The sequence below is a fragment of the Phenylobacterium sp. 58.2.17 genome (genome assembly GCF_026411515.1).
In the GTDB taxonomy this organism is placed as follows: Bacteria; Pseudomonadota; Alphaproteobacteria; order Caulobacterales; family Caulobacteraceae; genus Phenylobacterium.
In genome coordinates, this window is record NZ_JAPMTQ010000013.1 from 26744 (window position 1) to 39711 (window position 12968).

At 69.6% G+C, this 12968-nt stretch carries 11 protein-coding genes; 3 read left to right on the top strand and 8 right to left on the bottom strand.

The genetic code is table 11. The annotated features are described in order from the left end of the window. Nucleotides 1-24 precede the first annotated feature (24 nt). Entirely contained in the window at nucleotides 25-1869 is a 1845-nt protein-coding gene (recQ, locus tag OUA97_RS10985; RefSeq protein ID WP_267232008.1) for a DNA helicase RecQ, read from the top strand. An 8-nt stretch (nucleotides 1870-1877) separates the two neighbouring features. Here recQ and OUA97_RS10990 read toward each other — a convergent pair whose 3' ends face one another. Continuing rightward, nucleotides 1878-2747 carry a class I SAM-dependent methyltransferase gene (locus OUA97_RS10990; RefSeq protein WP_267231932.1) on the bottom strand — a complete coding sequence of 290 codons (870 nt, stop codon included), beginning with the start codon at nucleotides 2745-2747 and terminating at the stop codon, nucleotides 1878-1880. A gap of 136 nt (nucleotides 2748-2883) precedes the next feature. On the opposite strand from OUA97_RS10990, the gene OUA97_RS10995 reads away from it, so the two are divergent. Together OUA97_RS10995 and OUA97_RS11000 are read left to right on the top strand one after the other, a co-directional pair. Next, a complete protein-coding gene (locus OUA97_RS10995; protein ID WP_267231933.1) occupies nucleotides 2884-3579 on the top strand; it encodes a glycosyltransferase family protein in 696 nt (231 codons plus the stop codon). Nucleotides 3580-3589: 10 nt separating this feature from the next. After that, complete coding sequence (locus tag OUA97_RS11000) at nucleotides 3590-4222, top strand: pseudaminic acid biosynthesis-associated methylase (RefSeq protein ID WP_267231934.1); 633 nt, start codon at nucleotides 3590-3592, stop codon at nucleotides 4220-4222. Between the two features lie 150 nt (nucleotides 4223-4372). On the opposite strand, the gene pseI is transcribed toward OUA97_RS11000, so the two are convergent. The 7 genes from pseI to OUA97_RS11035 form a co-directional block, all read right to left on the bottom strand. Then, the gene (gene pseI / locus OUA97_RS11005) at nucleotides 4373-5425 is read right to left on the bottom strand and encodes a pseudaminic acid synthase (RefSeq protein WP_267231935.1); all 1053 of its coding nucleotides are present in this window, start codon (nucleotides 5423-5425) and stop codon (nucleotides 4373-4375) included. Further along, nucleotides 5422-6108, bottom strand: coding sequence for an HAD family hydrolase (locus OUA97_RS11010; protein WP_267231936.1), 687 nt, complete (start codon nucleotides 6106-6108; stop codon nucleotides 5422-5424). Before OUA97_RS11010 ends, pseI begins: the two co-directional genes overlap by 4 nt. A 10-nt stretch (nucleotides 6109-6118) precedes the next feature. After that, nucleotides 6119-7066 (bottom strand): ATP-grasp domain-containing protein, encoded by a 948-nt coding sequence (locus OUA97_RS11015; protein ID WP_267231937.1) that lies wholly within the window; start codon nucleotides 7064-7066, stop codon nucleotides 6119-6121. Between the two features lie 21 nt (nucleotides 7067-7087). Then, complete coding sequence (locus tag OUA97_RS11020) at nucleotides 7088-7960, bottom strand: class I SAM-dependent methyltransferase (protein WP_267231938.1); 873 nt, start codon at nucleotides 7958-7960, stop codon at nucleotides 7088-7090. A gap of 99 nt (nucleotides 7961-8059) precedes the next feature. Beyond that, nucleotides 8060-10294, bottom strand: a complete 2235-nt coding sequence (locus OUA97_RS11025) for a TonB-dependent receptor (protein WP_267231939.1) — start codon at nucleotides 10292-10294, stop codon at nucleotides 8060-8062. Between the two features lie 253 nt (nucleotides 10295-10547). Continuing rightward, nucleotides 10548-11045, bottom strand: a complete 498-nt coding sequence (locus OUA97_RS11030) for a DUF2267 domain-containing protein (protein ID WP_267231940.1) — start codon at nucleotides 11043-11045, stop codon at nucleotides 10548-10550. 81 nt (nucleotides 11046-11126) lie between these two features. Continuing rightward, entirely contained in the window at nucleotides 11127-12950 is a 1824-nt protein-coding gene (locus OUA97_RS11035; RefSeq protein ID WP_267231941.1) for a flavin-containing monooxygenase, read from the bottom strand. Between the last annotated feature and the right edge of the window lie 18 nt (nucleotides 12951-12968).

Here is a 12968-nt window from a genome sequence, read left to right on the forward strand (position 1 = left end):
ATGGCCGCCTCCCTTGCGCCGCGTATGGACCTCGACGACACGCCGACCCTGGACGGGGCGCGCGAGATCCTGCGCCGCACGTTCGGGCACGCCGATTTCCGCGGGCGGCAGGCGGAGGTGATCGCCGAGGTGCTGGCCGGCCGCAGCGCCATGGCGGTGCTGCCGACCGGCGGCGGCAAGAGCGTCTGCTATCAGATCCCGGCGATGATGCGCCCCGGCCTCGGGCTGGTGGTCTCGCCGCTGATCGCGCTGATGACCGACCAGGTCGCGGGCCTGCAGCAGTCGGGCGTCGCCGCCGCCAAGCTCGATTCCACGGGCGAAGCGTGGGAGCGGGCCGAGACCTGGGAGAAGATCGACCGCGGCGAACTGGACCTGCTCTACATCTCGCCGGAAGGGCTGATGCAGCCCTCGATGCTGGAGCGGCTGTCGCGCGTGCCGCTGGCGCTGCTGGCCATCGACGAGGCGCACTGCGTCAGCCAGTGGGGCCACGACTTCCGGCCCGAGTACCGGATGCTGGGTCGGCTGGCCGACATCTTCCCGAACGTGCCGCGGCTGGCGGTCACCGCCACCGCCGACAACCGCACCCGCGAGGACATCCGCGCCGAGCTGCGGCTGGAGGACTCGGCCGAGTTCGTCGCCAGCTTTGCACGGCCGGAACTGGCGCTGTCGGCCGAGCGCAAGCGAGGAGCCGGCCACAAGCGGGTGCTGGAACTGGTCGCCGCGCGGCCGGGCCGTTCGGGCGTGGTCTATGCCGGGTCGCGCGACGGAGTCGACAAGCTGGCCGAGGCGTTGCGCGGGGCGGGGGTTCCGGCCCTGGCCTACCACGCGGGCCTCGACAAGAACGTCCGCGCCGACCGGCTGGAGAAGTTCCTCGAGGCAGACGAGGCGGTGATGGTCGCGACCATCGCCTTCGGCATGGGCGTCGACAAGCCCGACGTCCGCTATGTGATCCACGCCGATCCGCCGGCCTCGATCGAGGCCTACTGGCAGGAGATCGGCCGCGCCGGACGCGACGGAGACCCGGCCGAAGGCATCACCCTCTACGGTTCGGCCGACATGGCCTGGGCGTTCCGGCGGCTGGATGGCCGCGACGTCGATGAGAGCGTCAAGCAGGTCCAGGGCCGAAAGGTGCGCCAGCTCTACGCCATGCTGGACGGCACGACCTGCCGCGCCGCCGCCGTGCGCCGCTACTTCGGCGAAGAAGGGGTCAAGGCCTGCGGCCAGTGCGACCTGTGCCTGGGCGAGGTCGAGACGGTGGACGCCACCCGGCCGGCGCAGATGGCGCTGTCGGCGGTGCACCGCATGGGCGGCCGGTTCGGCCGCGGGCGGCTGGTCGATCACCTGCTCGGCAAGACCAAGGATCCGTCGAGCTTCGAGGCGAGCCTCACCACTTTCGGCATCGGCCAGGAGCTGAGCGCCGTCGCTTGGCGCGACCTGATCGACCAGCTGTTGTTCGACGGCCTGCTGCGCGAGGACCCCAACGACGGGCGGCCGCTGATCGGGCTGGGCGACGCCGAGGGGGTCAAGGCGATCTATCGCGGCGAGCGGCAGGTTTCGCTGCGCAAACCGCAGGAACCTGAACCGAAGGCGCGGTCCGGCGGCCGGCGCAAGGGCCAGAGCGGGGCGGCGCTGGCGGTCGGCGCCCACGACCAGCCGGTTTTCGAGGCGCTGCGCGCCTGGCGCCGGGACGAGGCCGCGCGCCAGCACCTGCCGCCCTATGTGATCTTCCACGACCGCACCCTGGCCGAGATCGCAGGGCGCAGGCCCTCGGATCTTTCGACCCTGGGCGCGATCTCCGGCGTCGGTGAGGGCAAGCTGCAGCGTTACGGCGAGGCGGTGCTCGCCGTGCTGCGCGGCATGGACGCCTGAGCTTTGGGCTAGGCCGGCTGCAGGAAGACGTAGCGCTGGTAGGGATCGGCCAGCGTCCAGTCGGAGCCGGCGATCTTCCAGTCCGGATAGTTGGCGGCGATGAAGTCGAGGGTCATCGAGGTGTCGCCGTAGGTCGCCTCGCCCTCGACGGTGTCGCGCTGGTGCGGCACGAAGGCGAAGCCCTCGCGGGCGTGCAGCTCCTTGTAGGTCTCGGCCTTGTCGGCGTAGTCGGGGTTGACGTCCCAGTACTCCGGCGCGCGGATGGTGATGGCCAGCAGGCCGTCGTCGGCGATGTGCCGGCGCAGGGCGCCGAGGGCCGTGTCGGTGGCCGAGCGCGAGGTGTGGGTGAACACCGAGAAGGCGAAGGCGACGTCGATCGAGCGTTCCGGCGCCGGCAGCGACTTGGGCAGGTAGTCCGACTGCGCCAGGTTGCCGATCAGCCCCGCCTCGCGGCAGAGGCCGACCGCGAAGTCCCACGGGTCCATCGCCCAGATGCTGGCCGGGTCGGTGTAGTAGTACATCATCCGCGTGATGCGCCCGTAGCCGCAGCCGTAGTCGAGGACGCGGGCCTGGGAGAGCGAGCGGTTGCGGACCGCCGCGTAGTTGTAGGCCAGGGCGCGGACGAAGCTGACCGTCTCGCGCAGCAGGGTCAGACCGGCGTTGCCGGTGAAGTTGCGCTGGGTCTCGTCGCTGGCCATGCGTGGCAGCAGGGCCGACAGGTGCGGCAGGTCCTCGCGCGGCAGGTCGATGATCAGCATCCCGAAGGCGTCGAGCGAGAGCGTGGCGCGCAGCTGGGCCAGTACCTGGTCCACGCCGGCCCCGGAGGCGGCGAGAGTTTCGGCGGCGGCGACCGCCTTGGCGTCGTCGGGAGGCAACATGAATGACTACCTGAGCGAGAGGAGAGGAGGGTTCCATAGACCTGTCCGCCGCCTGTTGGCTACCCGCCTGCCCCCGCACGGTTAAGACCGGCGAAAGGCTCTGGCCCTAACCTCGCGCCAGTCGAGGGGAACGGGCATGGCGGTCGCGATCCTGCAGGCGCGGATGAGTTCGTCGCGGCTGCCGGGCAAGGTGATGAAGCCGCTGGCGGGACGGCCGATGGTCGAACGCCAGATCGAACGCCTGCGCCGTTGCGAAACCCTGAGCCGGCTGGTGGTGGCGACTAGCGACGACCCCAGCGACGACGTGTTGGCGAGCTTCCTTACGGACATCGGCGTCGCGGTCCATCGCGGGCCGCTGGCCGACGTGCTCGGCCGCTATATCGGCGCCATCGAGACGCTGGGGATCAGCGGCCAGGTCGTGCGGCTGACCGCCGACTGCCCGCTGGCCGACCCGGGCGTGATCGACGATTGCGTGCGACTGCAGGCCAGCCTGGGCGTCGACTATTGCTCGAACGGCCGCAACCGCACCTATCCGCGCGGGCTGGACGTCGAGGTGTTCAATGCGCAGGACCTGCTGACCGCCGGGCGGCAGGCGACCGATCCCTACGACCGTGAGCATGTGACGCCGTTCCTCTATCGCCCGGGCGCGCCCTTCACCCAGGGCGAGCTGGTCCAGGACCGCGACGAGAGCGCCCTGCGCTGGACTGTCGACACGCCCGAGGACTACGCCTTCGTCGCGAAGGTCTATGGGGCGCTCTATCCCACCAAGCCGGACTTCACGTCCGACGACATCCGGGCCCTGCCCTTCTCCCACTTCGAACCCGACACCTAGGAGCCTTCCCATGACCGGCACGCCGGCCGACCCGAAATCCGCCTGGGCGGGCGACTTCGGCGCCGAATACACGCAGCGCAACGTCGCCTCGGACGAGGCGCTGCGCGCGCGGACCTTCATGTGGGGCCGCTTCGCCCAGGCCTTCGCCGGCGACCCGCCGAAGACCATCCTGGAGGTCGGCTGCAATCTCGGCCTCAACCTGCGGGTCATGCCGCGGCTGCTGGGGGCTGAACTGTCGGCCATCGAGCCGAACGCCACGGCGCGGGCCCGGGTGCTGGCCGACGGCATCCTGCCGGCCGAGCGGCTGTACGAAGGCTTCGGCGACAAGATCCCGCTGGCCGACGGCGCGGTGGAGATGGCCTTCACCACCGGGGTGCTGATCCACGTCGATCCCTCGCGGCTGGCCGCGACCATGGACGAGATCCACCGGGTGTCGTCGAAGTACGTGCTGTGCGCTGAATACTTCTCGCCGCGGCCCGAGACGCTGAGCTATCGCGGCCACGAAGGGCTGCTGTTCAAGAACGACTTCGGCGGCCTCTACATGGACCGGTTCCCGGACCTGCAACTGGTCGACTACGGGTTCTTCTGGAAGCGGGCGACGGGACTGGACGACGCGACCTGGTGGCTGTTCCGCAAGGGCTAGGAGGCGGACCCTTCAGGGGAGGGCGCCTTATTCCAACTGTCATTTCGGCGCAGCCGAAGACCGTGGCCCATTCGCGCCGCGTTGGGTGTTCATGGGTCCCGGTCTTGCGTCGCAAACCGGGATGACACGACGGCGGGTGGGTCGGCAGTGCTATTCCACCATCGACCAGTCGAGCGGCGCGCCGCGCTGGAGGGCGTGGGCGGCCTTACGGCCGAGGACGTCCGGCAGATGCTTGGGCGGCAGGCCGAAGCCCGGGCGGATCGAGCGGACGTTGGCGGGGGTCAGCACCTCGCCGGCGGCGACGTCGGCGACGACGTAGAGCGAGCGGCGGTGGTCGCGGCTGGAGGCCTCGGACGGGGCCTCGTCGTAGCGGACCGAGCCCAGCGCCAGCCAGGCGTCGCGGCATTCGACGACCAGGCGTTCGAGCTCGGCCGGTTCGAGCGAGAAGTCGGAATCGACGCCGCCCTCGGCGCGGCTGAGCGTGAAGTGCTTTTCGATGAAGCACGCGCCCAGCGCCACGGCCGCCACCGAGGCGGTGACGCCCATCGTGTGGTCTGAAAGGCCGGTGACGACCCCGTGCTGGGCGGCCAGGTGCGGCAAGGTCATCAGGTTCATGTCCGACGGCGGGGTCGGATAGCCGCTGTTGCAATGGAGCACGATGATCTCGCTCGCCCCGGCGCCGCGGGCGGCGGCGACCGCCTCGGCGATCTCGGCCGGCGAGGCGAGGCCCGTCGACATGATCAGCGGTTTGCCAGTGCGGGCGCAGAGCTCGATCAGCGGGATGTCGACCAGCTCGAACGAGGCGATCTTGTAGGCCGGGGCGCCCAGGCTCTCGAGCAGCTCGACGGCGGTCGGGTCGAACGGCGAGGAGAAGACCGTGATGCCGATCTCGCGGGCGTGGGCGAACAGCCGTTCATGCCAGTCCCAGGGGGTGTGGGCTTCCTGGTAGAGGTCGTATAGCCGCCGCCCGTCCCAGAGGCCGCCGTGGACGGTGAAGCCGGGCCCGTCATGGTCGATGGTGATGGTGTCGGCGGTGTAGGTCTGCAGCTTGACCGCGTCGGCGCCGGCAGCCTTGGCCGCGTCGATCAGGGCCAGGGCGCGCTCGATCTCGCCGTTATGGTTCCCCGACATCTCGGCGACGATGTAGGGCGGATGGCCGGGACCGATCTTGCGGCCGGCGATGGTCACGAGGGGTTGGCTCACGCGCCGTCTCCAGGTTCGAGCCGCGCCAGCACGGGCGCGATCTGCACAAAACTCGGCGCCTCGGCGTCGGCCGGGAAGCCGTTGTCGCCAAGGGCCGCAAACTTGCCGGTCCGCACTCGCACCGAGCGGCAGCCGACGGCGGCGGCGGCGGCCATGTCGTGGCCGGGATTGTCGCCGATCACCACCGCCTGGGCGGGGAAGGCGCCCAACCGGCGCAGGGCCTCAAGATAGCAGGCCGGATCGGGCTTGGGCGCCTCGTGCTCCCAGCAGAGCAGCACCTCGTTGACCAGGTCGGCGACGCCCAGCGCCTCGATCTTGCGCGACTGCATCAGCGCCAGGCCGTCGGTGACGATGGCCAGCCGGTAGGATTGGGCGAGCTTAGTCAGGGTCTCGGGGACGCCTGGCCAGAGGCTGATCGTCGGGCGGTGGTCGCGGTAGATGCCGACCAGGTCGCCGATCAAGGCCGGGCTGGCGGACAGGCCGGCCTGGTCCAGCACGACGTCGAAGATGCGGCCGCGGCCGTGGGCGTCGAGTTCGGCCTCCATGCCGGCGGCGAGGGCGTCGGCGTCGAGGCGCGGATGCTGGCGGGCTAGTTCCTGCGCCACCGCGCGGAAGCCGGAGAGGACGTAGGTCCGCTCGTCGTAGAGCGTGTCGTCGAGGTCGATGAGCAGGGCCGAGATCATGGGGCGGCGATCACAGGGCCGCCAGCTCGGCGTCGGTGACGATGCGGTCCTGGGAATAGCGCAGCATGGTCAAGCCGTAGGCGAGCGCCCGCGGGCGAGCGGCCTCGGCGTCCTGGCCGCGCGCCATCTGCAGGATGCGCTCGGGCGAGGCCAGGCCGGCCTGGATCGAGAGGTTGGAGGCGCCGCCGAAGCGCGGGTTGATCTCGATGAAGCGGGTTCCGGTCTCGTCGTGAAAGGCCTGTACGACATTGTGGCCGACGAGGCCGAGCGCCGCGCAGAGCTGCAGCGCCTGATCGGCCAGGACCGGTAGGTCCTCGGTCCGCGACTTGGTCGCCTCGCCGCCCTGGACCTGCAGCCGGCGGCGGGCGAGCGCCTGCAGCGGCGCGCCGTCCAGGCTCATCAGCACGTCGATCGTGTATTCCGGGCCGTCATCGAAGGCCTGGACGACCAGGGTCTCGTCGACCGGCAGGTCGGCGGGATCGTCGATCCGGCGGGCGCCGGCGCCGCCGGCGCCGTCGACCGGGCGGACGAAGACCGGGAAGGCGTCAGGGGTCTGGCCTGGCGCGTAGGTGCGCGGTGTGGATAGGCCGAGCTCGGCGCAGGCCTGGGCGAAGCGGCGTTTGTCGCGGCAGACGGCGAGAGCTTGCGGCGATGGAACCAGGATCTTGACGCCGGCGGCCTGCAGCCGAGGACGCAACTGCGCCAGCCTCGCCAGTTCGCCGTCGCGGGTCGGCACGATCAGGCCGACCGCCTCGCGGGCGCAGGCGGCCAGCAGGGCGCCCTCGAAGGCCGGATCGTCGCTGCGCGGCAGGATCAGCGCCTGGTCGGCGGCGAAGAGGGCGGCGTTGTCGCGGGCGATGTCGGCGGCGATCACCCGCCCGCCCAGCGGACGGGCGGCGGCCTGGAAGGCCTGGACCAGCAGGACCTTGGCGGCGGCGCTGAGGATGAGGACGTTCATCGCCGCCCGCCGGACCCGCGCCTAGACCGGCCGGGCGTAGGCGGTCTGGTTGCGGCCGACGCCGGCCCGCGCGCAGCCACGGCGGAATTCGATCACCGCGTCCAGCGACCGCTCGCGCCACAGGCCCATCTCGAAGGCGACGCGGGTGAAGTGGCAGTTCCGGCCCTTGGCGCGGTCGCGCATGTAGCCGGTGTCCGGATTGAGCAGGAAGATGTCGATCGGGAACTCGCCCAGGTGCTCGACCACTTCCCAGCCGTTGGCGGCCAGGGCGCGCGGCAGGGTGTCGGTGTTGAAGTAGTTGAGGTGGTCGGGCGCGGCGAGCCAGAATTGCGGATCGGCCAGCCCGCGCCGGACGATCTGGTCCTGCAGCCACGAGCCGTCGTTCGGGACGGCGACGCGCAGCAGGCCGCCCGGCGCGACGATGGCGCGCAGTCGCTGCAGCAGGCCCATCGGGTCGATGACGTGTTCGAGGACGTTGTTGCAGATCACCAGGTCGTAGACCTCGCCCTTGGCGATCTCCTCGTCGAGCAGGGCGAAGGCGTCGCCCAGCATCAGGTGCTCGGCCAGGTGCGGATGGAACTCGCGCACGCCGTCGTCGGTGAAATCGAGGCCCTTGGCCTGCCAGCCGCGCTTCAGGAAATAGTCGAGCGTGAAGCCTTCGCCGACGCCGACTTCCAACAGGCGGCCGGGAGCACGGTTCCAGACCTGCTCGGTCTCGGCCGGCTGCAGCAGCTTGTGCTCAAGTTCTTCGGCCGTGTAGCCGTGGGCGTAGGGCGTGCGCCCGTCGGTCGCCCCGAAATACTTGTCGCGATAATAGGCGGCGAGTTCGTCCGGCGTCGGGCGCGGTTCGATCTCGTAATAGCCCTCGGGCCGTTCAACCAGTCTGAGGCTCAAGGCGGCGCTCCCAATTCGTCGGCCCATCTGCCCCTGAGCGTAGTTAAGGCTCCGTCAATCGCGGTGCGGCGAGGGGTCGCCCCCTCGCCGCTCTCGCCGTCAGAACCGGGTCTTCAGCTCGACGCCGATGGTGCGCGGGTCGTTCACAAAGCCGGTCAGGTTGTTGAAGTCGATGCCGCCTTCCAGGCTTTCGTCGTCGGTGATGTTGCGGCCGAACACCGCCGCATCCCACTTGCCGTCGGCGGTGGCGTAACCCAGGCGCAGGCCGCCCTCGAGCAGCTTGTCGTCGGTGAACTCGACCGAGCGGTAGAGGAAGAAGTTGATTTTCGAGCGGTAGGCCCAGTCGGTGTAGGCGTAGAACTCGCCGTCGCGGAACGGGATGGCGTAGCGCGCGGTGACGTTGGCGATCCAGCGCGGCGCGTTGGGCAGGCTGTTGCCGTCGACCAGCACCGTGCCGGGCGCGCCGGGCGGGTCGAGCACGGTGCAGGGTGCGCCGCACGGCTGGATGGCCAGGTTCGGGTCCTGGATCTCGGTGTAGCTGTACGAGAGACCGGCGGTCAGCAGCAGGTGCTCGATCGGGTTGGCCTCGCCATTGAACTCGAAGCCGTAGCCCTCGGCGTGCTCGGCGTTGACCAGCCGGTTGAAGTTGGCGCCGCCGCCGACCGCGGTCAGCTGCATGTCGTCGACCTTGTAGTAGTAGACGCTCGCGTCGACCCGGGCCCGGCGGTCGAACAGGTCGGCCTTCACCCCGGCCTCGTAGGACATCAGGGTCTCGGTTTCGGCGACCGAGATGGTCGAGCCGAACAGCAGGCGGCCCTGGATCGACGGGGCGCGATAGCCCTTGGCGATGCGGGCGTAGACGTTGACGTCGTCGTTCACCGCATAGGTGGCGTTGAGGTTGAAGCTGACGTCGTCGCTTTCAGGATCGGCGGCCAGGATCGGGGTCTGCGGCAGGCCGATCGGCGACAGGGTCTGCTGGGCGATGAACTCCTTCTTGTCGTTGGAGTAGCGGATGCCGCCGCCGATCGTCAGCTGGTTGGTCAGCTTGTAGTCGGCGTTGGCGAACAGCGCCCAGGCCTTGGTCTTCTGGTGCTGGTAGGCGAAGCCGTTGCGGGTTCCGCCGGCCAGGGTGTCGAAATTGATGCTGTCGATCTTCAGGTCTTCGAAGAAGTAGAAGGCGCCGACCGTGTAGTTCACCCCGGCATAGTCGCCGGCCAGGCGGACTTCCTGGCTCCACTGGGCGTGATAGGGCACCCCGTCGGCGCTCTCGGCGGTGAACGGGATCAGGCCCGGACCCGAGGGCGGGGCGAAGACCGCGCCGAAGCCGCCGTCGACGTCGCCGCGCGAATAGGCGGTCACGTGCTCGTAGGCGGTGATCGAGGTCAGGGTCGGCCCTTCGTCGCCGAAGTCGTAGGTCAGCTTCAGATTGGCGCCCGAGCCTTCCATGGTCTGGCCGGTGCGCGGCTCGGCGTCCTGATAGATCGTCTCGCGGTCGAAGCCGGGGACGAAGTCGTTGGTCCCCTGCTGGATGGCGTTGCCGCGGAAGATCTGCGGCGAGCCGTCGAGCTTGGTGTAGTGCAGGTTCAAGAGGGCGCTGAAGGCCTCGGTTGGCGTGTACAGCAGCTGGCCGCGGAGGGCGCTCTGGTCATAGCCGCCGGTGACGTCGTCCTTGCCGGTGAAGCCGTTGTCGATCCAGTCGTCGCGGTGCATCCAGATGCCCGACAGGCGTCCGGCCAGCACGCCGTCGATGATCGGGCCGGAGACCGCGCCCTGGACGTTGGCGGTGCCGAAGGTGGCGTAGGAGGCCTGGGCGTAGCCGCCGAAGTTCTGGGTCGGCTTGGCGGAGTCGAACTTCAGGACCCCGGCCGGGGTGTTGCGGCCGAACAGCGTGCCCTGCGGCCCGCGCAGGGCTTCGACCTGGTCGATGTCGAACAGCGGGAAGCTCTTCAGCACCGGGTTCTCCATCACCACCTCGTCGTAGACGAAGGAGACCGGCTGCGAGGCGTTGAAGTCGAAGTCCGTGTTGCCAAGGCCGCGGATGTAGGGCCGCGGGAAGATCCGCGCGTAGCTGGATTCCAGCGTCACGTTGGGGATGCGGGCCGAGAACACCCGGATGTCGCCGCCCGAGGACTGGATCACGTCCAGCTTCTCGGCCGAGATGGCGGTCACCGAGACCGGCACGTCGTTGAGGTTCTCCGACCGCTTCTGGGCGGTGACGACGACTTCGCCGAGTTCGGTATCCTGGGCGAGGGCCTGGACCGGCGCGAAGACGGCCAGTCCGGCGGCGGCGGCCAGCGCGGCGTGCGCGGCTCGGTTCAAGAAACGCGTACGCATGGTCATTGGCTGGGTCCCCCTAGACCCTGTCCCGGTTGGCTTGAAATAAGCCAACCGGGATGAACAGGGTCGATTCCTTTGAATTTTGAGCCCTCCCTACCCACTCACGATGACCCATCGTGAGTGGGGAAGGGCTCAAGCGATTCGTCTGCGTTTTAGGGGGCTTAGCGGAGTCGCAAAAGTGTAACCGGCGTGTCGTCGACACGACATGCGCCGTCTGTGGCGCCGGCGCCTCGCAATCGGGCCGCGGCGCCTAGATGCCGCTCGCCATAGCCGCGGCGGCCTGCGCGGTCTTGGCCGGGCGGCGACGCGGCGGGGTGTCGGCCGGCGCGCTCCACAGCGGACGCAGCGCCTTGGGCAGATTGGCGCGCACCTTTTCGACCTGGCCGGGGGCCAGGTGGCGCGACAGCACGCGGCAGACCGCCTCGATCGCGCGGCGCGGATCGATGCTGTGGGCGTCGGTCAGCCAGGCGCCGACGTCGTCCACGAACTCGTCCAGGCTGCTGCAGCGGTTCGGCTGCTTGGCCGGCTGATATTGGTCGTAATAGACCCCGCGGATCAGCAGCGGCAGCTGCGAGCCGAGGTGGGCCGAGAGGTCCACCGGCAGGCGGTCGCGCAGCTTGTGCAGGACCACGCTGAGCACCTTCCACGCCGCGTGCCGGTCGATGTCCAGCTCCTCGGACAGCTCCTTGAGCCAGGCGTTGGTCGTGTGCAGGGTCCTGTCGAAGACGTCCAGGCCGTTGACGCTCATGGGAGCCTCCTTCGATGGCGGACGATCTGCCAACGGTCGCCGCCGAAGCCGGTTCCAGCCCGCGCGCGTTCGTGATCGGCGCTAGAGCACGGCGGTCTCCAGGCCTTCGAGCGCCCCGGCCGCGCGCCAGGCCTCGAGCAACTGGACGAAGGCGATCGGACCCTTGCCGTAGGGGCCGTTGCGGGCCGCCAGCGCCGAGGGCCGGCCTTCGTTGTTGTAGTAGCCGGGGGTGCACTCCTCGGCGAACTTGGCGCGCTGCAGGGCCGAGTCGATGATGGTCTGCACCCAGGCGTCCTCGGCCGCCTGCGAGGCCTCGACCCGCCCGATCCCGCGTTCGGCGCAGGTCGCCAGGATGTAGCCGATGTGCTTGGCCTGCTCGTTGAGCATGTGCGGGTAGTTCACGGTGAAGCCGGACTGGCTGTTGCTCATGATGAAGCAGTTGGGGAAGCCGCGGCTGTGCATGCCGTGCAGGGTCGCGACCCCGGGCTCCCATTTGTCGGTCAGGGTGACGCCGCCGCGACCGACCACCTCGTAGCCGGCGCGTCGCGCATAGGAGGTGCCGACCTCGAAGCCGGTGGCGAAGATCAGGCAGTCGAGCTCGTACTCGACGCCGTCCACGACCACGCCCTTCTCAGTGATCTGCTGAACGCCGCGCCCTTGCGTGTCGACCAGGGTGACGTTGGGGCGATTGAAGGTCGCCAGGTACTCGTCGTGGAAGCAGGGCCGCTTGCAGAACTGGTTGTAGTAGGGCTTCAGCGCCTCGGCGGTGGCGGGGTCCTCGATCACCGTGTCCACCCGCGCGCGGATCTGCTCCATCTTCTGGAAATCGGCCAGCTGCACCAGCTCGCCCGGGTCCTGGACCCCAGCTGCTGCGTTCCGGTTGCGCGCGATCATGCCGAGGTTGCGGATGATGTCCGTCCAGCCGTCGTTGACCAGGTCCTCTTCGGCAAAGCCGCCGCTGACCAGGGTGTTGAAGTTGTCCATCCGCGCCTGCTGCCAGCCGGGGGTCAGGCCGGCCGCCCAGTCGGGGTCGGTCGGGCGGTTGTTGCGCACGTCGATCGACGAGGGCGTGCGCTGGAAGACGAACAGTTCGCCGGCGGCCGCGCCCAGGTGCGGCACGCACTGCACCGCTGTGGCCCCGGTGCCGATGATCCCGACCCGCTTACCGGCCAGGCCGGTAAGCCCGCCGTTCGAGTCGCCGCCGGTGTAGTCGTAGTCCCAGCGGCTGGTATGGAAGGTGTGGCCCTTGAAGCTGTCGACGCCGGGAATGCCCGGCAGCTTGGGCCGGTGCAGCGGGCCGTTGGCCATGGCCACGAAGCGGGCCTTCATGGCGTCGCCGCGATTGGTGGTGATGATCCAGCGGCCGGCGGCCTCGTCCCAGCTCATGCCGGTGACTTCGGTCTGCAGGCAGGCGTTGGCGTAGAGGTCGTATTGCTGGGCGATCGCGCGGCTGTGGGCGAGGATCTCCGGCGCGCGGGTGTACTTCTCGACCGGCATGTAGCCGGTCTCCTCCAGCAGCGGCAGATAGACGTAGCTCTCGACGTCGCAGGCCGCGCCCGGATAGCGGTTCCAGTACCAGGTGCCGCCGAAGTCGCCGCCCTTTTCGATGACGCGGATGTCCTTGATCCCCGCCTCGCGCAGGCGGGCCGCCGCCAGCAGGCCGCCGAAGCCGCCGCCGATCACCACCACCTCGACCTCGTCGGTGAGGGCGGCGCGGGTGAAGCCCGGCTCGACATAGGGGTCGTCCAGATAGCGGGCGAAGTCGCCCGCGACCTCGACGTACTGCTCGTTGCCGTCGGCGCGCAGGCGCTTGTCGCGCTCGGCCCGGTACTTCTCGCGCAGCTTCGCCGGGTCGAAGCCCAGTCCCGTGGTCGCCGCGTCCGCGAGTTCCGCTGAATCCGCCATCGATGCCTCCCGAAACAT